Source organism: Paenibacillus tianjinensis (genome assembly GCF_017086365.1).
GTDB classification, from domain to species: domain Bacteria; phylum Bacillota; class Bacilli; order Paenibacillales; family Paenibacillaceae; genus Paenibacillus_AQ; species Paenibacillus_AQ tianjinensis.
Map to the genome: position 1 here is coordinate 1,339,940 of NZ_CP070969.1, position 20,432 is coordinate 1,360,371.

Below are 20,432 nucleotides of genomic sequence, written 5' to 3' on the forward strand. Positions count from 1 at the left end.
CATAATTAGTAATGACAATCGTATAGTATTTAAAGGGATTTCGGAGATGAATGTCTAAAGTTTACTATATACAACAGGTGAAAGCCTGTAAGTAACAGGAGGCTCCAACATGACACTTATTAAACAGCTATCACCACAGGATGAATTCGTCGGCTTCTATCTGCTCAGAGAGCTGACGCTGAAACAAACAAACGGTACTCCTCCAAAGGATTATTTTGATATTGTACTCGGTGATTCCAGCGGCCAGTTATCGGCCAAGTATTGGGATGTCAGCACGACGGATAAAGAAACTTTTTTTCCGATGGCACTGGTCAAAGTACGCGGCATTGCCCATACCTACCGTGAAAAACTGCAGATCAAGATCACCAAGATACGGCTGGCTAATGAGTCCGATGGTGTGTCATTGACCGATTTCATCCGTTCGGCCCCCATCCGTCCGGTGGATCTAATCCATACGATCAAAGGTGCCATGGCCAGTATCATGGATCAGGAAATTTCAACATTAGTCGCGTTTTGTGTAGGTAAAGTGGAAGAGAAGCTGATGCATTATCCGGCGGCTAAAACCCACCACCATGCGTATTTCGCCGGGCTTGCTTATCATATGGTACGGATGCTGGAAATCGGAGATTTCCTGTGCAAGCAGCGCCCGTTCCTGAATCCCGATTTGATGAAAGCGGGGATTATTTTACATGATATCGCCAAACCGGAGGAAATGATCTCCCAGTTTGGAATTGTCTCGGATTACAGTGTACAAGGCAAGCTTATCGGGCATATCTCGATGGCCTCCAACTGGATTACAGAGGCGGCGATCCGCTCTAACATTGATTTGGAATCTGAAAAGGTGCTGGCGCTGCAGCATCTGGTGCTGTCGCATCATAATTTGGGGGAATGGGGCAGCCCTGTTCAGCCGCAGACAGCGGAGGCGGTAGCCCTGCATCACATTGATGCTATGGATGCCAAGCTGCAGATGGTGGAGGATGCGCTGGATACAACGCCTGAAACCGAAGAATGGACACCTTTTATCCGGGGACTGGAAAATAAGGCGGTATACCGTCTGAAGCTGTAAAAGCCATTCTCGTTGTAAAAAACAAAAGAGCAGGTTCTTCCCGGCGGGGAGGACCTGCTCTTTGTTGTGTTGCATAGCTGACTTTGCTCAGAAATACGGCTTAACAGACGGAGCCTGTGGCAGCGAAGAAGGCGTCTTGGCAGGCTGCTTCTTTCGGGGGGCTTTTTTAGGCGGTGATTTAAAAGGCGTATATCCGCCAGAAAACATCTTACCGGCTGTGTACCCCTGGTTGTCTGCCAGCAGGAGCGGCTCAAACTTCTGATCCTGCTCCATCAGCTTAAGCAGTACGAGTGCTGCCGCACGAGCATCGTCGAGCGCATCATGATGGTTCAGGTGGATGCCGAAATGCTGGGATACGATGTTTAATTTATGGGACGGCAGCTCCTGGAGCATTTTTTTGCCGAGCAGATAAGTGCACAAATATTGAAAATCAGGGTAGCGGTTTCCCGAGGCATCCAGACAATAACGCAGTACGCTCATATCAAAGGCTGCGTTATGGGCTACCACGATTTCGCCCTGCAGCAGCGGCTCCACACTGCTCCACAGTTCCTCAAACGTAGGCTGTCCCTGGACCATTGAGGGTGTAATGCCGTGAATAGCGATGTTCATTCCGTCAAACCGCTGGCGCGGATCGATCAGCCACACATGCTCGGCGGTGATAACGCCTTCTCTTACCTGGACTAGCCCCAGAGAACAGGCGCTTGAGCGGCTGGAGTTCGCGGTCTCAAAGTCAATTGCTGTAAAATTCATTGGTAAAGCCCCTTATCTATCATATGTACTATTCATATTAGATTAGTAAAGGGGGAAATACAATCTACTGAATTTACAAAAAAGTGATCGTATGTTTTGAAGGAACCGGGAAATCAGAATTCCAAGTGCCGGCGGGGAGGAGGTCCAGCTGATAACCTTTCACCAGAGTTTCACCGTTCAAAATATCAGTCTCATAGGCCCGCTTGAAGCCTAGACGCTCGTAGAGCTTGATGGCTGAGGCCATCATGTCGGAGGTATGGAGGTTCAGGGTAGAGGCACCCCATTCAAGGGATCTTCGCGCGGCATCCTGGATCAGGAGTGTAGCAATTCCGCGGCCGCGGGCAGCAGGGGATACAGCAAGCAGGCGCAGGATAGGGGAGTGGATGCCAAGCTCAGGCTTGCCGTAGGCAGTTTCCGAGGAAGTGAACAACAGTGCGCTGCCCACAATTTGCTTGCCGCTTTCTGCAATGATACGGGCACCAGGGGCATTTCCGTGTACGGAATCGAGAATGGAATCACGGTATTCAAGCCAGTAGGCCTCAGGCAGGAAGGCTGAATATTGGCTGTATGCATCAAGCAGTACTCCGGCGATGGCTTCACGATCGCTATCTACGGCTTCACGGATAATAATCTCTTTTGACATGTTCTCGTTATACCCCCTTAAGTCAAAATGGTGAGCTCATCTGAATGATGTTATTATAATCGACAATTCCTATTGATATAAGATGAATTTAATCATTCTAATAAATGGATAGAAAACTTCTATCTGTTTTTGTGATTATTTTAATGGAATAAGGGCTGAAGTGCCGTGAAGATGTGTTGACAAAAAAATAGACCGTGAATAAGATATATACAAAATCTATGAGGTAAGCATTGCCATAAATCATTGTTAATTCATCGGAATAGTAAAATATTATAAAAGCATCAAAGGAGGCCTGGGAGTGAACATCGATAATATTGAGGCATTTGTCTACATCAACCACTATGGAAGCTTCAATAAAGCCGCCGAAGTCCTGTATATTTCACAGCCAACCGTTACGGCCCGCATTCAATCGCTCGAACGGGAGCTGGATTGCCGTGTGTTTGACCGGCTGGGTAAGCAGATCCTTCTTACGGATAAAGGCAAGCAATTTCTCCCGTACGCCCAGCAAATTCTCCAGGTCTATCAGAACGGTAAACATCAGCTTCAGGCGAAGGGGCACATTCCGAATGAGCTGAGAATCGGCAGTACAGTGTCGGTGTCCAATTATCTAATGCCGCACCTGCTGCTTCATTTGAAGCGGAAATATCCGCATATCAGCATTAAGCTGACGACGGCATCCACAGATCTGCTGATTGATAAGCTGAAAGCGAAGGAGATTGATCTGGCTTTTATCCGTAAAGTTGTCAATCCGGCGATTCAGACTTTTCCATTCTGCGAGGATCCGATTTCGCTCTATGTTCATGCAGGGCACCGTCTGGCCAAGAGCGGGCGTGCTTCCCTGCAGGATATACGCAAGGAGACGCTGGTTTTTTTTTGAATGCGGATCCTTGGACTGGATGCGGCTGCACCGCGTATTTGAGAGCATGGAACAGCCGCCGAATATTGAATATCAGGTCGATAATCTGGAAACGGCCAAGAAGCTTGTATTGAAAAAAGCGGGTATCTGCTTTCTTCCGGCATTAAGCGTGCAGGAGGAGGTAGCGGCAGGAACGCTGATCCGGGTCGATATCGCGGAGACGGAGGGCATCTCCCTGCGGACCAGCCTGATTTCACTGAATGGAGAAAATGCAGAATTCATTGAAACGCTGCTAGAACTGAGTTTCGGCAAAGCGGGAGATCGACTAATTGTATAGATGTATTAAAAAACTCTATTAGCGAACGGGGCTATGCAGTGATAAAGTTAATTGCATATAATCACGACTAAATCGATAGGGATTATAAAATTAAATTTTAAATGGCTGGAGGACATGACATGAGTGAGGTATATCGGCTGGCAGAGCTGAAGGATGCGGAGCAGTTGCTGGATGTTACATACCGCGCCTATGAGCTGATTCGTGAACTCGGGCTGCATTGGCCGGCGGCCAATGCCGACTTGGCGCTTATTGAAGACAACATAGCCACGAATGAGTGTTACGTGCTCGAAATCGGCGGAACGATAATTGCGACTATAACATTGTCCAAGGAGGAAGAGATCAGGAAGCTTAGCCCGCTGCCTTTTATCAAATGGTTCGCTGCCCACCCGGAATACAGCAACAAGGGGTATGGCGGAAAGCTGCTGGACTGGGTGGAAGAGAATATTATTCTCGGACAATTGGGTTCACGTGAAGTCACTTTGGCAACGGCGAAGAAGCATCCGTGGCTGGTTGAAATGTATGAACGCCGGGGTTACGAGCGGTTCCTGGAGCTTGACCCGCAGAACGGCGACGGCATTATGTATCTGCTGAAAAAAACACTTGCAGACAAACCACAATTCATTCAAAGGGGATAGAAACATGAAAAAGTCCATTTCACTCGTATTTGCATCCATACTGACACTTGCGATTGCCGGCTGCGGGAATAACAGCAACAACGCCGCGAACAGCGGCCAGACCGGAAATACGGCTGAGGCCGCCTCCGCGAATGCAACAGCTGAGCCAGCCAAAGCTACGAAAATTATTGTGGGCACAGGCACAGGTTTTCCTCAAGTTTGCTTCCTTGATGAGAACGGCAAGCTTACAGGCTTCGATGTAGAGCTGCTCAAAGAAATTGATAACCGGCTGCCGGACTATGAATTCGATTTTCAGACGATGGATTTCAGCAATCTGCTCCTGAGTCTCGAGACGAAGAAGATCGATCTCGTGGCCCATGTCATGGAAAAGAATCCGGAGCGTGAGCTGAAGTATTCCTTTAATAAAGAAGCCTACGCCCACTGGAGAAACCGCATTGTCGTGGCTAAGGATAACAATGAGGTCCAGACACTGGACGATCTGAAAGGCAAGAAAGCATTGGTTGGCGCGACCAGCGCTCAGGCGCAAATTCTTGAGAACTACAATAAAGAGCATGACAATGCGATTAACATCGTGTACCAGAGCGGTACGGCCAACGATGCAGCTGACCAGATCAGCACCGGCCGTGTGGATGCTACGCTCGCTGCAGATTTTGTCCTGCCGATCATTGATCCGCAGAGCAAGCTCAAGGCGACCGGTCCTGAACTGTCTTCCGCAGATATTCTCTATGTGTTCCGCAAGGATGATGCCGATTCGCAGAAGCTGTCGGATGCCATTGACGGTGCGATCAAAGAGCTGAAGACGGATGGCACCCTGGGCAAGCTGAGCACGGAATGGCTGGGTGCGGATGTTACAGCGGATTCTGCAAAGTGATTAAGCCGGTGAGCACGGGAAGGGAGGGAGTTTATGGGTGCACCGTTTGATATCAGCTATGTATTTTCATATCTGCCTAAGCTGCTGGGGACTTTGGGTACCACGCTGCTGATTGTTGGCTGTTCACTGCAGGCAGGAATTATTGTCGGATTTCTCGTAGCGCTGCCAAGATTGTATAAAGTGCCGGTGCTGAAGACCTGCTCTGAAATCTATATCTCCTTTTTCCGGGGCACGCCGATTCTTATTCAGCTCTTCCTGTTCTATTACGGACTGCCTGAAATTCTGAAGCTGGTGCATGTGGATATGACCCGTACGCCGGTGCTGGTGTTTGTGATTCTGACCTACGGCCTGCATACCGGGGCTTATATGTCTGAAATGATCCGGGCCGCTGTGCTGGCGGTGGATAAGGGGCAGATCGAAGCTGCTTATGCAACAGGGATGACGGGGTTTCAAGCTTTTACACGGATCGTGCTGCCGCAGGCGCTTGGAATTGCCATTCCTGTATTCTCTAATCTGGTGATTGCCCTGCTGAAGGACACGTCACTGGCGTTCACGCTTGGTGTGATGGAAATGACGGGGAAGGCGCAGACGCTGGGCAGCTTAACGCAGCATTTTATTGAAACGTATATCGCGCTTGCGCTGATCTATCTGGTTATCAGCTTTACCATCGAGAAGCTGCTGCTTATAGCAGAACGCCGGCTGCTGCGGCATGAGAAACGTAGCACTTCCGAGAAAAAATCGTTTAAAATCCACAAAAACTGGTCCTACCGCCGCATTATTGCTGAACTGGGACCGGGTAAAGGAGGCGCCGGATTATGAAGCTGGACCCGTCGTTTATCTGGACAGCCTTCGTGCAGATTCTGAGTGCAATTCCTACGACCTTATATATTACTGTGGTTTCTGTTTTGATCGGGTTTGTGATTGGAGTGGCGGTAGCCCTGATCCGGATCTACCGGATTCCACTGCTCTATCCGCTGGCTGTCGGGTATGTCACCTTTATCCGAGGCACGCCGATGCTGACCCATCTGCTGCTGATTTATTTCGGGCTTCCTGTGCTGATTGACGGTCTGGCGGAGCAGTTCGGCTGGAGCTTCAGGTCGGTGTCGATTCCGATGATCGGCTTCGCTTATATTTCATTCTCGATTACAGCAGGTGCCTATATGTCCGAGGTTGTCCGTTCCGGCCTGCTCGCGGTGGACCGCGGCCAGCTGGAAGCCGCCCATTCCATCGGCATGACCACACCCCAGGCGCTGCAGCGGATTGTATTTCCCCAGGCGCTGGCGGCGAGTCTGCCCAATCTGTCAAATTCGGTAATCGGAATGCTGCACGGATCTACGCTGGCTTTTACCGTCTCGGTGGTGGATATCAACGCCAAGGCGCAGATTGTGGCTTCGACGAACTGGAAGTTTTTTGAGGCTTACCTGGCGGCGGCGCTGATCTTCTGGGGGCTTACGTTCCTGATTGAGCGCGCGACGTCAGTGATTGAGAAACGGATTAATCTGTATAACCGGGGGGGAGTGGCATGATCAGCTTAACGCAAATATCGAAGTCATTCGGCCGGCATCAGGTGCTCAGCAATATAGATTTAACGGTGACCAAAGGAGAGGTTGTCGTCATTCTAGGGCCCAGCGGATCAGGCAAGACGACACTGCTGCGCTGTGTGAACTATCTGGAAAAGCCCAGCGGCGGAGAGATCGCCATCGGGGATTTCAAGGTAAACTGCAAGCATGCCCGCAAAAAGGAGATTCATCAGCTCCGGCAAAAAACGGCAATGGTGTTCCAGCAGTACAATCTGTTCCGGCACAAAACCGCACTCGAGAACGTGATGGAAGGGCTGCTGATTGTCAAAAAGCTTCCGAAGGACGAAGCCAGAAAGCGGAGCATTGCGCTGCTTGAAAAGGTTGGCCTCGGCAGCAAGCTGGACGCTTATCCGAGCCAGCTGTCCGGAGGCCAGCAGCAACGGGTCGGCATTGCCCGTGCCCTGGCGCTGGAGCCGGAGGTTATTCTATTCGATGAACCGACGTCGGCGCTGGACCCGGAGCTGGTGGGCGAAGTGCTGGCCGTTATCCGCAAAATTGCTAAGGAAGGAATTACTATGATTGTGGTGACCCATGAGATGGGCTTTGCCCGCGATGTGGCGAACCATGTGGTCTTCATGGACGGCGGCGTCATTGTTGAAGAAGGCACACCAACAGAGCTGTTCAACCATCCGCGTGAAGAACGAACGAAGCAGTTTCTGAAGCGGATCACACCTGAACTGAACTATTCCATATAGGGGGCAAAATCATGGCCATTACAATCAGCGTACTCGATCAAAGTCCGATCTATCCGGGAGAAACAGCGGAGGAAGCCTTCCGGCATACCATCAGGCTGGCGCAGCTGTCTGAACAGCTGGGGTTCCGCCGTTTCTGGGTTTCCGAGCACCATGATTCTGAGCAGGTGGCAGGCTCCTCGCCGGAAGTGCTGATCTCCCATCTGCTTGCGAAGACGGAGCGTATCCGTATCGGCTCCGGCGGAATTATGCTGCAGCATTACAGCCCGTACAAAGTGGCAGAGAATTTCAATGTGCTGGCTTCCCTGGCTCCGGGCCGGGTGGACCTGGGTGTAGGACGTGCTCCGGGCGGGCTGCCGCGCAGCACGCAGGCACTTCAGCAGGGGAAGGCGGATTCCCCCAGCCTGACGGATAAAATTATCGAGCTGGAGAAGTACGTACATAGCCGGCTTGAGGAAGATCATCCGCTGGCAGGGCTGAAGGCAGGCCCCATTCCGGGTACTGCTCCTGAGCTGTATGTGCTTGGGGCAAGTGTAAGCAGTGCGGAAATTGCCGCTGAGCTGGGCTTACCGTACGTGTTCTCCTTGTTCATCAACGGAGACCGGTCGGTGGCGCTGGAGGCGATCCGCGCTTACCGCAGCGGTTTTGTATCAGCGGAGGGCAGAGAGCCGCAGGCGATTATTGCCCTGGCACTCATTGCTGCGGAGACGGAGGAAGAAGCGAAGGAGCTGGCGGGAGCGCATAAGCTGATCCGGATTACGCTGGCGGGCGGGAAGACGCTGACGGTAGCTACCCGGGAGCAGGCGGAGGAATTTGCCCGCCAGAGCCAAGAAGCCTACACGATCGAAGAGCGGGAGCCGGAGGTTACCAAAGGCACAAAGGCCTCCGTGCGTGAACAGCTGCTGGCACTGTCGGAAGCCTCCGGTGTGGAGGAGTTCATCGTAACGACGAATGTGCAGCCGTTTGACAAACGGCTTCGCTCGTTTGAGCTGTTGAGTGAAGCGCTCGCTGAGGTGACGGCAGAGGCCTAAGGTACAAAGTATAAGGCGAAGGAAACCGGAATCAGACAGGAAATCGTAAAAGGAAGGGAGCCTGTATATGACCAGTAAAACCGCCGAGCTGAGCGCAGAAGCGCTCGGCGATCAGTTAACCGGAATCCGCCGTCATCTGCATCGGCACCCGGAGCTGTCCAATGAAGAATTTGAAACGACAAAATATATTACTTCGCAGCTTACACAGGCCGGGATTAAAATTCTGGATTACGGGCTGGCAACCGGTGTAATCGCAGAGATTGGAAGCGGCAGGTCCGGTCCGGTCATCGCCCTGCGGGCCGATATTGATGCCTTGCCGATCCAGGAGGAAACCGGCGCGGAGTATGCCTCGCAGGTTCACGGCAAAATGCACGCGTGCGGTCATGACTTTCATACGGCGGCATTGCTCGGCGCGGCCTATCTGTTGAAGCAGCAGGAGGAGCAGCTGCCGGGTACGGTGCGCCTCTTGTTCCAGCCCGCAGAGGAGAAGGCACAAGGGGCGCAGCGGATTATCAGCAGCGGGGCACTGCAAGAGGTGCGCGCGGTAATCGGGCTGCACAACAAGCCCGACCTGCCGGTCGGAACGATCGGCATTACCGGCGGCCCGCTCATGGCAGCCGCGGACGGGTTTGTGGTTGAGATTCTGGGCGGGAGCTCACATGCGGCGGTGCCGGAAGCAGGGACCGATCCTATCGTAGCCGCTTCGCATATAGTGACTGCGCTTCAGTCCATCATCAGCCGCAATGTCAGCCCTCTTGAAAGCGCGGTGGTGAGTGTGACGCAGATCCACAGCGGCAATTCATGGAATATCATTCCGGACCAAGCGGTGCTGGAAGGCACGATCCGCACGTTCGATGAAGCCGTGCGCATTAAGGTTTTGGAGCGCTTCGAGCAGGTAACGGCTGGAGTAGCCGCCGCCCTGGGAGCATCTGCTACTGTCCGCTGGATCGGCGGACCGCCGCCGGTAATTAACGACGAAGCCCTTGCCGCGCTTGGGATCGAGTCGGCCGAAGCACTCGGCTACCGAGCGGTGAAGCCGGTACCCTCTCCGGCGGGTGAGGACTTTGCCTTCTACCAGCGCGTAGTGCCGGGACTGTTCGTCTTCGCCGGCACGGACGGAAGCCGGGAATGGCATCATCCGGCCTTCGATCTGGATGAACGGGCATTGCCGGTGGCCGCCCGCTTCCTCGCGGATATCGCTGTACGTTCCTTGGAGTACTACGCTTCCGGGGGAGGTGCGGAATCATAGCTGAGCATTTAAATTATGACGTCATTATCGTTGGCGCAGGCTCAATGGGGATGAGTGCCGGGTATGAGCTGGCCCGGCGCGCGGTGAAGACGCTGCTCATCGATGCCTTTGATCCGCCGCATACAGAAGGAAGTCATCACGGCGATACCCGGCTGATCCGCCATGCGTATAGCGGAGATCCCGCCTATATTGATCTGGCACTGCGTGCAGATGTGTTATGGCAGGAAGCCGAGCAGCTAAGCGGAACAGAGCTGCTGGTACGCTCGGGAGTGCTCAATCTCGCGGACAGCGCCGTCTATTCCTTCAGCGGCCGTCTGGCTGAAGCAGAGAAACGGAAGGTGCGGGTAGAGCACCTGGACGCCGGGGAAATCCGGCGGCGCTGGCCGGCCCTGAGCATTCCTGAATCGTTCGCAGCGATGTATGAGCCGGATGCCGGATATTTGTACAGTGAGCGGTGTATTGCAGCTTACCGCCAGCTTGCTCTGGCACATGGAGCGGAACTGCTGACGAATACACCGGTATTGAATATCACGGCGCGCGAAGGCAGTGTTACGATTCACACGGCTAAAGGTGATTATCACGGAGCAGCAGCGATTCTTAGCGCCGGAGCCTGGTTCAGCATGTTGGCGCCTTTTGTGCATCTGCCAATTAAGGCGGTCCGCAAGGTCGTCGGCTGGTTTGATAGCGCACCGGCTTTTGCTGCCGGGAATTTCCCCGGGTTTACGCTGGGAACCGAGGAAGGCGGTTATTACGGCTTTCCCGGTATTGGCGGGGCCGGCCTGAAGATCGGCCGGCATGATACGGGTCGGGAATGGTCGCCGGGTGAACCGCTGGCGCCGTTCGGCAGTGAAGCCGCCGACGAGGGAGACCTCCGCCGGGTGCTGGAGGCTTACATGCCGGGTGCCGCCGGGCGGCTGCTTAAAGGCTCTGTATGCAAATATGAGCATACGCCGGATGAAGATTTTATCATAGACCGCCATCCGCTCCACCCTAATGTGCTGTTAGCCGGAGGATTCTCGGGGCATGGCTTTAAATTTTCCAGTGTCGTAGGAGAAATACTGGCGGACCTCACGATCAGCGGGGCAACAAGCCATAATATCCGGCCCTTTTCGTTATCGCGCTTCACACCGTCTGGCCATTCACAGGCAGGTCTTATATTGGAGGGGATGTAATGAGCAGTGCTCAAATCAGTGAGTATCTAAATACGCATCAGCAATTAGTACAAGCGACAGACGGGTTAACGGAGGAACAGCTGAAATGGAAGGCGGAACCGGCCAGCTGGAGTATTACGGAGGTGCTGGCTCATCTAGCTGATCACAGCATTGTAGTTTCATTCCGCATCCGTGACATCCTTGCAGGTACCACAGCACAGCTGCCGGCCTTTAACCAGGATGCCTGGATCAGCGGGCAGTATGCCAATCAGGGAAACGCCGCCGACAGTCTGGAGCTGTTCCGCAGCCTGCTGCATTATAACAGCCTGCTGCTTGGCCGTTTGAGTGCAGAGGATTGGGAGAAAAGCGGAATCAACTTCAAAGGTGACACCGTGAGAATAACCGACATTGTCCGCAGCTTCACTGCACATGTGCAGAACCATCTTGCCCAGATTGGACGGATTAAGCAGGGCGCAGTCATCGCAGCATACATTCAGTAAGGCTTAGCGTATCAAAACTAGGCGTATGCAAAGTTATGTAGATTGAACTTGAAAACAGACATGTAGGGAAAAGTGGCGGAGGGGAATTTTGGAACTGTAGGAGCAGTAGCATCCGCCTTTATGTTTGAATTTCGACCGTGAACAACGGTTTCAATCAGGAAATTCAAACATAACAGCGGCCGGAAGTCCAAATATTCCCTGTAGTCACGGCCTATCCCATAATAGAGACTCACAAGTTCAACCTATAAATTAAAAATAAGAACTTGCTTCCGAAGCATGTTTTGCGAAGAAGATCAATGAAGCGGATGCTAATATAACTTTGAGGAGGAACGAACATGACCAAACCAAAACAACTGAAGCTGGGCGCACTGCTGCACGGAGTGGGAGGCAGCACGTCGATGTGGCGCCATCCGGACGCCAAGCCTGATGCCAGTGTGAACTTCGAATTATATAAACAGTGGGTACAGAAGGCAGAGGAAGGCAAGCTGGATCTGATCTTCATCGCGGACGGCTTGTACATTAACGAAAAGTCCATTCCGCATTTCCTGAACCGGTTTGAGCCGCTGACGATTCTCAGCGCACTTGCTGCTGTCAGTACTAACATCGGTCTGGTCGGCACCTTGTCTACCTCCTACAGTGAACCCTTTACGGTTGCGCGCCAGTTCGGCTCTCTCGATGTTATCAGCGGCGGCCGGGCCGGCTGGAATGTGGTTACTTCCCCGCTGGAAGGCTCCGCTTCGAATTACAGCAAAAAAGAGCATCCGGACCATAGCAAACGCTACCGCATTGCAGAGGAGTATTTACAGGTGGCGCGCGGTTTGTGGGATTCCTGGGAGGATGATGCGTTTGTCCGCGACAAGGAGTCAGGCGTCTTTTTTGATCCGCAAAAAATGCATACGCTGAACCATGAAGGGGAGTTCTTCTCTGTGAAGGGACCGCTCAATATTGCCCGTTCGAAGCAGGGGCAGCCGGTCGTGTTCCAGGCAGGTTCTTCGGAGGTCGGCAAAAACTACGCTTCGAAGGAAGCGGACGCTATCTTCACTGGACATGAATCGCTAGAGGATGCGCAGGCTTTCTATAGTGATGTGAAGTCGCGGATTGCCTCGTTTGGCCGGAACCCGGATGAGGTGCTGATCTTCCCGGGAATTGCCCCAATTATCGGCGACACGCCGGAGGAGGCGGAGCGCAAATACCAGGAGGTTGCCGGACTCGTAACGATCGAGAACGCACTGAATTATCTGGGCAGATTCTTCGAGCATCATGATTTCTCGCAGTATCCGCTGGATGAGCCGTTCCCTGATGTTGGCGAGCTGGGACGTAACAGCTTCCAGAGCGGCACGGATAAGATTAAAAAGGATGCGAAGGAGCGCGGCTTAACGCTGCGGCAGGTTGCTATTCAATCCGCTACTCCGCGCAGCAGCTTCATCGGGACTCCAGAGCAGGTAGCCGATCAGGTCCAGCTGTGGTTTGAATCGGGCGGCGCAGACGGATTCATGATCGCAGCCGCTGTACCGAACGGCCTGGAGGAATTCGTGGACCGGGTGGTGCCGATTCTCCAGGAGCGGGGATTGTTCCGCACGGAATACGAAAGTGACACCCTGCGCGGTAATCTTGGTATTCCTGTGCCGGAGAACCGCTACGCTAAGGCTTCCCAGCCGGCAGGACAGATTTGACCGCTGATGGAAACGTTGCGGTGAACCGGAACCCGGGTATCGCGGAAATGCTGGCTTATACCGGTCAGCTAGAGGAAGAAATCATCTCGATCCGCCGTGATTTGCACACCCATCCAGAGCTGCTGTACGATGTTGCCCGCACCTCTGATAAGGTAGCCGGCCTATTAGAAGAATGGGGGATTTCGGTACGGCGGAATGTTGGCAGGCATTTTGGAATGGGTGTCACCGGCACGCTGCAGGGGCTTGCGGGCAGCGGTCCGGTCATTCTGCTGCGGGCCGATATGGATGCTCTGCCGATTGAGGAACAAAATGAGCTGCCATACAAGTCTGTGAAGGCAGGAGTCATGCATGCCTGCGGACATGATGCCCATACCGCGATGCTGCTGGGGGCGGCCAAAGCTTTGGCAGCCTTCAGGGAGCAGCTGGCAGGCACGGTCCTGTTCGTCTTTCAGCCGGCGGAAGAAGGTGCAGTCCGGAGCCCGATAGACGGAAGGCTGCTCTCCGGGGGACGCGATATGATCGAGGATGGAATTCTGGAAGACGTAGACTTTGCATATGCACTGCATGTCATGCCTGAGCTTCCGGCAGGGCAGCTGGGCGTTCACCCGCATTATGCCATGGCAGCCTCCAGCCATTTCAAGGTGGAATTTCAGGGAACGGCCGGACATCACAGCGCCCCGCACAATGCAGTGGATGCTATCCAGATGGCCGCGCAGTTTATAGCGGGCATCAACGGAATGATGGCGAATCAGACAGATCCGCAGGAAGCAGCAGTGCTGGCTTTCGGCACTGTGAATGCAGGTACAGCCGTGAACGTTATCGCTGAGCGCAGTGAACTGACTGGAACGTTCAGAGCTTTCTCGAAGACAACAGTAGCTGCGATTACAGAGGGACTAAAACGGCATGCTTCGTCGACTGCGGAAGCATACGGCGGAGAATACCGGATGGAGCTACGCGAGGGAATTACAGTGGTCAACGACGGGGAAGCCGTGCAGCGGATGCTTCGTGCAGCCCGTGAGGTGCTGGGGGAAGATCAGGCAGTATTGCTGGATCAGCCCAGTCTTGCCGGTGAAGACTTCGGCTGGTATCTTGACCGTGTTCCCGGTGCATTTGCCTTCATCGGCTGCGGAAATGTTGAGAAAGGAATTACTCATGCCATCCATCAGCCGCAGTTTACTATTGATGAAGATATGCTGGTCCACGGCGCAAGGATATGGGTCAGCCTTGTAATGCAGCACAAATGAACGAGTTGCGTCCAATATTTAAGGGATATCTAATGAGCCGGGAGGCTCCTTGGATATCCCATTTTGTTATAGAAGCGGGACCCGTGCAGATGCAGCCGGAAGAGCCTTTAAAACCATTAAAAGTTAAGGCAGGTGCGGAATAATCCCATTGTTTCCATCCTTCCAATGCGTAAGTGCGGATATAAGCGGAATAATCCCATTGTTTCCGTCCTTCCAGTGCGAAGGTCAGGTTTACCCGCTTACCCCACACGTAAAGAGTGGCTGCTCTAACTGCCAACAACACAGAGCAGCGATCCCCCGGATATCGGAGGATCGCTGCTCTGATCTGTTTCATAGTATGCAATTTATAAACGGCTGCCTTACTTTACGCTGCCATCTTCCGGCTTCTGTGTGCGCAGACGCGCCAGCTCGGCTTCCACAGCGTTTTGCAGTGCCGGATCAATGGCGGGAGCCTGGGCCGGCTGGCCTGCCTGTGCTTCCCATTCATTGATCTTGTCCTCCATCCGTTCGAAGCCTCGTGATGCTGCACCGGCACTAATGATCGGTCCGTATCCGGGAGCGCCAGAATATCCAGAACGGTTCTGAGCAGCAGCCTGTTTGCTCAGCTCCGCCGCTTTGCGGGCGCGTTCAGCCAGCTCTGCCCGTTTCGCCTTCAGCCGTTCATGCTCAGCTTTGGCATTGTGCAGATTAACCTCAAGCGCAGCAAGAGTCTGAAGTGTTTCTTCGAGGATGCCTTCTGTTTCCTGAATACTTTCCTGGTACCGCAGCTTAGCCATTACTGAAGCTCTGGCTGCCGGTTCATTGCCTTCACTCATCGCTTTGACAGCAGCGGCTTCACTGTTCTCCGCCTGCGCCTGATATTCGGCTTTGCGGCGTTCCAGCACGCTTGCCGTTACTCTGAGCTCACGCTGCTTGCTTTCGGCAATGCCGATTTTTTCATCCAGGTCCCGCAGATATTGTCCGGTCAGCAGGACCGGGTCTTCCAGTTTGTTCAATCCTTCGTGAATTGCTGCTTTGGTAAGGGTGGTAATACGTTCGAATATGCTGCTCATGTTCATTTCTCCTTTGAATTTGAATTTTGGATTTATTAATTGAACCGTGACTTCATCCAAGATTAATAATGATCGAAGCTATCGGTGAAACCTGAGAAAGATTCTTTAGGGACGATAATGCTGGCAACGATATAGATGAATACCACTGTACCGAAGCTGAAAATTGCAGCGGCTGCTACAAGCAGTCTGACGAGCGTGGTATCAAGATTAAAGTAACGGGCCAGCCCTCCGCATAAACCAGTAACTTTCTTGTCTGTCTCGGAACGGAATAATTTTTTCATTGTTTTCTCTTCCTCTCTTGTAATGTCCGTTGTCTATGTGTTTATTCTACGGCGATTTGCAGTCTTGCAAAACGGCCTTGGGACTGTTTTTCAGTCCAGACCTAAGGCGGGGATGGTTCCCGCAATAAGACGGGGCAAGTCCAGGCAGAACCTGATGCGCTGCAGCATTCTTTTTTACATAAGAAACCACCCTGTGTAATCCCCGCTTAACACTCCGGCCCTATACTTGTAGTAAGTTTCTCCCTCCAAACCTTTTTAGAGAAGGATTAAATTTCGGATAAAACTATGGACAATAAGGAGGACTGGCCTATGGGAATTCATAAGTATTTCCGCTCGCTGAATGAGCTGGAACGGATCATCCGCTGCCCGGGTAAATTCAAATTCGAGGAGCATAGTGTAGCAGCCCACTCCTGGAAGGTTGTGCAGTATGCCAAAACCTTGGCTGATATCGAAGAAAAGCACGGTGCGGTCATTGACTGGAAGAAGCTGTATGAGATCACGAGCAGCCATGATTACGGAGAGATTTTTATCGGGGACATCAAAACGCCGGTGAAGCATTCCTCGCTGCAGCTGCGGTCGCTGATCCAGCAGGTTGAGGAAGGCATGGTTCATAACTTTATTGAGGAGCATATCCCGGAGGAGTTCAAAAGCATTTTCTTCCATCAGCTGCGTGAAGGCAAGGATGAGTCGCTGGAGGGGCTGATTCTGGAGGTTGCGGATAAAATGGATCAGGTCTATGAAGCTTTTGCCGAAATACAGCGGGGGAACACGGAGAAGGAATTTGTGGTGATGTACCGCAATGCGCTGATCAAGATTAAGAATATTGACCTGAGATGCGTGGAGTATTTCCTGACTGAGATTTTGCCGGATATGGTCAATGAAGAAACGTTGTCACCCGTGGATATTAAAAGAATTACGGAAGAGGCACTGGCTCTGTAACTGATGAGCGGTACTCTTTTTTTTTATGTACGCCAGGATCACGGATTCCGTTGCCTGGGCAAATAGAACGACTGTAATAAGGCTTGCTGCTATAAACAGAATTCCCCAGGTATAGATGGTTACCAGTCACCAAATATATGATAAAAATAACAAAAATGAGAGCTTTAATCCAAAGCAGCTTAAATATGATAATATTAAGGAAAATTTTTGAAGGGGAGACCTGGTCTGTGGAATATTTGCATTTCTTGCCTGTTTTTAATGCGATGGTATGGTTTGGCATTCTGTTGTTCGTTGTGTACGGTATTAATTTTTATAGGAACTACCCTACAGCCCCTTTTGTATACGCCAGTCGAAGACCTTCTTCTTGGCACAAAATAACGTTAGAAGTTCTTATCTTTGTTATTTTATCGTCTGTGGTGGTATTTGCGCTTCATCCGTTTGACAGCTCACTTCTGATGTCTTTGGTGCTGATCGGCATTATTATTACATATATTTTGGGCTCAGGAAATCGTAAGTACCGGGAATCCGCCCGTTTAGGGTTAATGGCTGTACATAGTTTGCTGGGCGCTTGCTTTTTTGGCTTATTCGCGATGAAGCTAATGGACAGGCTTAAAATCACGCTTAACCTGAATATGACAGATAACTACGATATCTTATATTTCGCCTATCACCAAAAGCGGCCGGTAGTGTACGGATTCTTCCTTCTGCTCATTACTTTATATTTTGTAATCGGCAAGCTGTATATGAAACCGGTCTATACCTCCTATGCGGAGGACTATCAGATACACCCCAGAGTCAATATCAAGCTGGTGAGCGGTGAAATCCTGCCGGGGATGTATCTTTTGCAGCATGCAGGCAGAGGTGACATTATCGCGGGAGACCATATTCACCGTTCGGAGGCAGCCCATATCTATTGCATTAACCGGGACCAAATATTGTACATAGAAGCCGCGGGCAATGTGCAGCAGGGATCGGGTCTATGAACCGGCTGAACACAGGGAGAGGGTTAAAAAGAAAAGCGGTTGCAGCGGCTCTTGTGGCTCTCGTCATCCTGGCGTTCCTGCTGAAAAATCAGGTGGCGGCGATGGTTACGGAGTCAACAGACTTAACTTCATTAACGGTTACCGGAATCCGGCTGGGTCAGAATATAGCGGAGCTGGATTTGAGCCGAACCCCTAAGGACCCTTCTTTCACTGACAAAAAAGCAGGCGATACGGAGTATGTCTATTATAAGGACTTCTCCATCGCCTATAACAGGAGCGGAGAGATTATCATTCTGAGGACGATGTCTCCAGAGGGCGTAGTGAGTGCGGGAGAGCTGACGCTCCATACCCTTGAAGAGGCTGCCGGGATACTCGGGAAGCATTACACCGTCCGGATGTATGACTATGATCAAGGGCTGAGAGCCAGAGTGTATTATGACAAAAAAAGCCGGATCAAATCCAGCTTTGTCTATCCCCACAAATACCGCAAGGAGGGTATCATCATCTGGGCTATCCTTGAAAGGTATTGAATAGTATGCTGAAAGGGATATCAACAGGAAATGAGGGATGCAGATGAGTTTTTTTGACAAGTTTAAAGCGGGTGTGACCGAAGCCGGGAATAAGGCCATGAACGTGGTCGAGGTAAACCGTTTGAAGCTGCAAAACAGCAGCAAGCAGAATGAAATTGACAAGCAGTATCAGGTGATGGGCAAAATGCTGTTCGAAGCTACGCTTAATGAATCAACCCTGCCTAAAGAAGCCTTTGCGGTAAATATGAATCGTGTGCTCGTGCTGAAATCTGAGATTGAAGCCAATCTGGAGCAGATTGAAGCGCTGGGGGACGGGAAGCATTGTAAAAGCTGCGGCAGCAGTGTGCCGGCGGAAGCGCGTTTCTGTCCGAACTGCGGGCACACCTTCGCAGCTCCGCGTGAACCGCAGGTTCCGCTGACTCCGCAAGAGCCTAAGATTGCGCAAACTCACCAAGCGCCGCAAGTACCCGAGGCGGAGGCAACCCCCCTGTCACTGGAGAAACAAGACACCGGGGACAACTAAGCGGCATGGGTCAGAGAATGGGCGGGCTAAGCTGGGTTGGCAGCAGGGAGAGGTATCTGGATCATCTCAAGCCGGCAACTTTTGAAAATATGGTGATTGGCCGGTATGGCGGCAATTCACTGGCAGGCGCGGACAAAAATGAAGACGGGTTATTCATTCTAATTGGACCGGGCGGGACCTGGGAGTTCAGTATGCTGTTGGATGCCCATAATACGGAAGAAAGTGCAGAGCTGTTGATCAGGACAGTCAAACATATCTCCAGCGAGATTGAGCAATGCCTTTCGCGGCCTGTCCATCTGGCCTTTAAGGATTTGGAGACGCTGCTGCTCACGACCCTGGGATCTGATGATTTCAGAAGCCAGTGCAGGAAAGTTACAGGTGAAACAGCGTGCCTCATATGCGTGCGCAAGGAAAATTATCTGTGGTGGTTTTCGGTAGGCGACAACTCGGTGTATCTGCTGCATCCCGAACTGGCTGCCAGGGGGCAATACCTGCTGAATCAGCGTAACTATTATGAGTGGATCGGATATGTAAATACCTTTGATCAGCCGGTAGCCTGCTTCTCCTCTGGGGTCAGGGAATTGAGAAAAGGGCGCAATGTGATCGTCATGACCACAGATGGCCTTTTGGAATACGGGCGTCTGAAGCATGACCGGCAGACCTTTGAGGATCCGTGTAAGCTGTACCAAGCATTTTATAATGAAAAAAATTTGCAGTCCTGTGTAGAGGCCGCAATCTTGGAAGTACATGAAGCGCAAGGCCGCGACAGTGCTACCGTTATTGCCTGGACTTACTATAATGAGCGGGCGGCGGTAATGCCTAGTGATGCCAAATAGGTGATTCGGCGGGAATTTCAGAAATCTCTTAGCTCAAGCGGGCAGCTTGGGCTGTTTCTATTGGATAATGTGATGGAGTTACAGTGATGGATTATTCATCCTGCGGTAGTGAGGTTATATTATAGTTTTTAAAGTGGAGGAAATTAACAGGGACGGCGCGGAGTCATATAAAAGATACGACGTAGAGAGGACGAAGCCGATGAATGCAACGACCGCATTTTCAGAATCAGTAGAACCGTATTTGAACTACACGCGAATGCCCTGGGGCAGATTATTTTATAGGACGGCCTGGGAACAAATCGGCACTTTCATGCCTGATACGATCCAGTCTATCTTGGATATTGGCTGCGGCTTCGGTATTTCCAGTAACGAATACAGCCGGAAAGGTCACCAGGTTACTGGTGTTGAGCCTACAACGAAAATGATTGCGATTGCGGTAGCGGAAGGCCCAAACGTCCGCTACCTTAATGATTCCTTTGAGCGGGCTCATGGAAATCTGGGGACATACGATTGGATTTTTTGCCACAATATTCTTGAATATACGGTAGATCCGGAGCAGTTTGTCCAGCATATTGGCGGCTGTCAGCAGCAGAATGGTTATGTATCGCTAATTGCGCATAATCCGGCTGCGAAGGTCATGAAGAAAGCCATCCTGAATAAAGATCCGGACAGCGCACTTGCCAGCCTAAGCAGTAACAAGGAATACAGCGGACTTATTCAGACGGAGTTTATCGTATATCCTTATGAGCAGCTGGCAGGCTGGCTTCAGGCTGCAGGCTATGAAATTGAAGAACGTTTCGGGATCCTTAACCTGTACGGATATATCGCGGATAATGAAATCAAACAGGATGAGGACTGGCATAACCGGATGTTGCAATTGGAGCTGGAACTCGGCAAGCTGAGTCCTTACAGGGATGTCGCTATTTTTACGCATATTATCGCTAAGAAAAGCATCTGATGACTGATAACAGGAAGAGTTACATTGGAACAGTGGAGTGGGTAGCGATACT

General features: G+C 51.7%; 22 protein-coding genes and 1 pseudogene. 19 read left to right on the forward strand and 4 right to left on the reverse strand.

The genetic code is table 11. The annotated features are described in order from the left end of the window. The first annotated feature begins 109 nt into the window (after positions 1-109). Positions 110-1,066 carry a 3'-5' exoribonuclease YhaM family protein gene (locus JRJ22_RS05930; protein ID WP_206103645.1) on the forward strand — a complete coding sequence of 319 codons (957 nt, stop codon included), beginning with the start codon at positions 110-112 and terminating at the stop codon, positions 1,064-1,066. Between the two features lie 87 nt (positions 1,067-1,153). Here the strand turns inward: JRJ22_RS05930 and JRJ22_RS05935 are convergent, their stop codons facing one another. Next, a complete protein-coding gene (locus JRJ22_RS05935; protein WP_206103646.1) occupies positions 1,154-1,816 on the reverse strand; it encodes a 3'-5' exonuclease in 663 nt (220 codons plus the stop codon). A gap of 73 nt (positions 1,817-1,889) precedes the next feature. Further along, positions 1,890-2,459, reverse strand: a complete 570-nt coding sequence (locus tag JRJ22_RS05940) for a GNAT family N-acetyltransferase (RefSeq protein ID WP_206103647.1) — start codon at positions 2,457-2,459, stop codon at positions 1,890-1,892. Positions 2,460-2,757: 298 nt separating this feature from the next. Between JRJ22_RS05940 and JRJ22_RS05945 the strand changes: the two are divergent. From JRJ22_RS05945 to JRJ22_RS06000, 12 genes and pseudogenes are all read left to right on the forward strand, one after another. Then, positions 2,758-3,652 (forward strand): annotated as a pseudogene (locus tag JRJ22_RS05945) (LysR family transcriptional regulator). A gap of 119 nt (positions 3,653-3,771) precedes the next feature. Next, complete coding sequence (locus JRJ22_RS05950) at positions 3,772-4,287, forward strand: GNAT family N-acetyltransferase (protein ID WP_206103648.1); 516 nt, start codon at positions 3,772-3,774, stop codon at positions 4,285-4,287. A gap of 4 nt (positions 4,288-4,291) precedes the next feature. Beyond that, positions 4,292-5,158, forward strand: a complete 867-nt coding sequence (locus tag JRJ22_RS05955; protein WP_206103649.1) for a transporter substrate-binding domain-containing protein — start codon at positions 4,292-4,294, stop codon at positions 5,156-5,158. 33 nt (positions 5,159-5,191) lie between these two features. Then, complete coding sequence (locus JRJ22_RS05960; protein WP_206103650.1) at positions 5,192-5,977, forward strand: amino acid ABC transporter permease; 786 nt, start codon at positions 5,192-5,194, stop codon at positions 5,975-5,977. Next, complete coding sequence (locus JRJ22_RS05965) at positions 5,974-6,684, forward strand: amino acid ABC transporter permease (protein ID WP_206103651.1); 711 nt, start codon at positions 5,974-5,976, stop codon at positions 6,682-6,684. The genes JRJ22_RS05960 and JRJ22_RS05965 overlap by 4 nt, the downstream gene beginning before the upstream one ends. Beyond that, positions 6,681-7,433 (forward strand): amino acid ABC transporter ATP-binding protein, encoded by a 753-nt coding sequence (locus tag JRJ22_RS05970; protein WP_206103652.1) that lies wholly within the window; start codon positions 6,681-6,683, stop codon positions 7,431-7,433. Before JRJ22_RS05965 ends, JRJ22_RS05970 begins: the two co-directional genes overlap by 4 nt. Positions 7,434-7,444: 11 nt before the next feature. Next, positions 7,445-8,461 (forward strand): LLM class flavin-dependent oxidoreductase, encoded by a 1,017-nt coding sequence (locus JRJ22_RS05975; protein WP_206103653.1) that lies wholly within the window; start codon positions 7,445-7,447, stop codon positions 8,459-8,461. Positions 8,462-8,528: 67 nt separating this feature from the next. Beyond that, complete coding sequence (locus JRJ22_RS05980; protein WP_269751873.1) at positions 8,529-9,710, forward strand: amidohydrolase; 1,182 nt, start codon at positions 8,529-8,531, stop codon at positions 9,708-9,710. Then, the gene (gene solA / locus JRJ22_RS05985) at positions 9,707-10,882 is read left to right on the forward strand and encodes an N-methyl-L-tryptophan oxidase (protein ID WP_332461391.1); all 1,176 of its coding nucleotides are present in this window, start codon (positions 9,707-9,709) and stop codon (positions 10,880-10,882) included. The genes JRJ22_RS05980 and solA overlap by 4 nt, the downstream gene beginning before the upstream one ends. Then, entirely contained in the window at positions 10,882-11,361 is a 480-nt protein-coding gene (locus JRJ22_RS05990) for a DinB family protein (RefSeq protein ID WP_206103655.1), read from the forward strand. Before solA ends, JRJ22_RS05990 begins: the two co-directional genes overlap by 1 nt. Positions 11,362-11,696: 335 nt before the next feature. Then, a complete protein-coding gene (locus JRJ22_RS05995; RefSeq protein WP_206103656.1) occupies positions 11,697-13,034 on the forward strand; it encodes an LLM class flavin-dependent oxidoreductase in 1,338 nt (445 codons plus the stop codon). Next, the gene (locus JRJ22_RS06000) at positions 13,031-14,278 is read left to right on the forward strand and encodes a M20 metallopeptidase family protein (RefSeq protein ID WP_232381045.1); all 1,248 of its coding nucleotides are present in this window, start codon (positions 13,031-13,033) and stop codon (positions 14,276-14,278) included. The genes JRJ22_RS05995 and JRJ22_RS06000 overlap by 4 nt, the downstream gene beginning before the upstream one ends. A 359-nt stretch (positions 14,279-14,637) precedes the next feature. Here the strand turns inward: JRJ22_RS06000 and JRJ22_RS06005 are convergent, their stop codons facing one another. Next, a complete protein-coding gene (locus tag JRJ22_RS06005; RefSeq protein ID WP_206103657.1) occupies positions 14,638-15,330 on the reverse strand; it encodes a PspA/IM30 family protein in 693 nt (230 codons plus the stop codon). 62 nt (positions 15,331-15,392) lie between these two features. Continuing rightward, entirely contained in the window at positions 15,393-15,611 is a 219-nt protein-coding gene (locus JRJ22_RS06010) for a PspC domain-containing protein (protein ID WP_206103658.1), read from the reverse strand. 309 nt (positions 15,612-15,920) lie between these two features. On the opposite strand from JRJ22_RS06010, the gene JRJ22_RS06015 reads away from it, so the two are divergent. The 6 genes from JRJ22_RS06015 (at position 15,921) to JRJ22_RS06040 (ending at position 20,380) form a co-directional block, all read left to right on the forward strand. Beyond that, a complete protein-coding gene (locus JRJ22_RS06015) occupies positions 15,921-16,550 on the forward strand; it encodes a YfbR-like 5'-deoxynucleotidase (RefSeq protein WP_054939412.1) in 630 nt (209 codons plus the stop codon). Positions 16,551-16,777: 227 nt separating this feature from the next. After that, positions 16,778-17,533 (forward strand): hypothetical protein, encoded by a 756-nt coding sequence (locus JRJ22_RS06020; protein ID WP_206103659.1) that lies wholly within the window; start codon positions 16,778-16,780, stop codon positions 17,531-17,533. Next, positions 17,530-18,063 carry a peptidase M56 gene (locus tag JRJ22_RS06025; RefSeq protein ID WP_206103660.1) on the forward strand — a complete coding sequence of 178 codons (534 nt, stop codon included), beginning with the start codon at positions 17,530-17,532 and terminating at the stop codon, positions 18,061-18,063. Before JRJ22_RS06020 ends, JRJ22_RS06025 begins: the two co-directional genes overlap by 4 nt. Before the next feature lie 43 nt (positions 18,064-18,106). After that, positions 18,107-18,586 (forward strand): zinc-ribbon domain-containing protein, encoded by a 480-nt coding sequence (locus JRJ22_RS06030; protein WP_206103661.1) that lies wholly within the window; start codon positions 18,107-18,109, stop codon positions 18,584-18,586. A gap of 5 nt (positions 18,587-18,591) precedes the next feature. Beyond that, a complete protein-coding gene (locus tag JRJ22_RS06035) occupies positions 18,592-19,422 on the forward strand; it encodes a PP2C family serine/threonine-protein phosphatase (RefSeq protein WP_206103662.1) in 831 nt (276 codons plus the stop codon). A gap of 310 nt (positions 19,423-19,732) precedes the next feature. Next, a complete protein-coding gene (locus JRJ22_RS06040; protein WP_206103663.1) occupies positions 19,733-20,380 on the forward strand; it encodes a class I SAM-dependent methyltransferase in 648 nt (215 codons plus the stop codon). Positions 20,381-20,432: the final 52 nt, after the last annotated feature.

Bases quoted from the DNA above. Each gene is read 5' to 3' on its own strand.
- JRJ22_RS06005 (WP_206103657.1), bottom strand. From the start codon at position 15,330: ATGAGCAGCATATTCGAACGTATTACCACCCTTACCAAAGCAGCAATT.
- JRJ22_RS06015 (WP_054939412.1), top strand. From the start codon at position 15,921: ATGGGAATTCATAAGTATTTCCGCTCGCTGAATGAGCTGGAACGGATC.
- JRJ22_RS05960 (WP_206103650.1), top strand. From the start codon at position 5,192: ATGGGTGCACCGTTTGATATCAGCTATGTATTTTCATATCTGCCTAAG.
- JRJ22_RS06040 (WP_206103663.1), top strand. From the start codon at position 19,733: ATGCCTGATACGATCCAGTCTATCTTGGATATTGGCTGCGGCTTCGGT.
- JRJ22_RS05940 (WP_206103647.1), bottom strand. From the start codon at position 2,459: ATGTCAAAAGAGATTATTATCCGTGAAGCCGTAGATAGCGATCGTGAA.
- JRJ22_RS05980 (WP_269751873.1), top strand. From the start codon at position 8,529: ATGACCAGTAAAACCGCCGAGCTGAGCGCAGAAGCGCTCGGCGATCAG.
- JRJ22_RS05965 (WP_206103651.1), top strand. From the start codon at position 5,974: ATGAAGCTGGACCCGTCGTTTATCTGGACAGCCTTCGTGCAGATTCTG.
- JRJ22_RS05955 (WP_206103649.1), top strand. From the start codon at position 4,292: ATGAAAAAGTCCATTTCACTCGTATTTGCATCCATACTGACACTTGCG.
- JRJ22_RS05970 (WP_206103652.1), top strand. From the start codon at position 6,681: ATGATCAGCTTAACGCAAATATCGAAGTCATTCGGCCGGCATCAGGTG.
- JRJ22_RS06035 (WP_206103662.1), top strand. From the start codon at position 18,592: ATGGGTCAGAGAATGGGCGGGCTAAGCTGGGTTGGCAGCAGGGAGAGG.
- JRJ22_RS05930 (WP_206103645.1), top strand. From the start codon at position 110: ATGACACTTATTAAACAGCTATCACCACAGGATGAATTCGTCGGCTTC.
- JRJ22_RS05990 (WP_206103655.1), top strand. From the start codon at position 10,882: ATGAGCAGTGCTCAAATCAGTGAGTATCTAAATACGCATCAGCAATTA.
- JRJ22_RS06030 (WP_206103661.1), top strand. From the start codon at position 18,107: ATGAGTTTTTTTGACAAGTTTAAAGCGGGTGTGACCGAAGCCGGGAAT.
- JRJ22_RS06010 (WP_206103658.1), bottom strand. From the start codon at position 15,611: ATGAAAAAATTATTCCGTTCCGAGACAGACAAGAAAGTTACTGGTTTA.
- JRJ22_RS05975 (WP_206103653.1), top strand. From the start codon at position 7,445: ATGGCCATTACAATCAGCGTACTCGATCAAAGTCCGATCTATCCGGGA.
- JRJ22_RS05935 (WP_206103646.1), bottom strand. From the start codon at position 1,816: ATGAATTTTACAGCAATTGACTTTGAGACCGCGAACTCCAGCCGCTCA.
- JRJ22_RS05950 (WP_206103648.1), top strand. From the start codon at position 3,772: ATGAGTGAGGTATATCGGCTGGCAGAGCTGAAGGATGCGGAGCAGTTG.
- JRJ22_RS06025 (WP_206103660.1), top strand. From the start codon at position 17,530: ATGAACCGGCTGAACACAGGGAGAGGGTTAAAAAGAAAAGCGGTTGCA.
- JRJ22_RS05995 (WP_206103656.1), top strand. From the start codon at position 11,697: ATGACCAAACCAAAACAACTGAAGCTGGGCGCACTGCTGCACGGAGTG.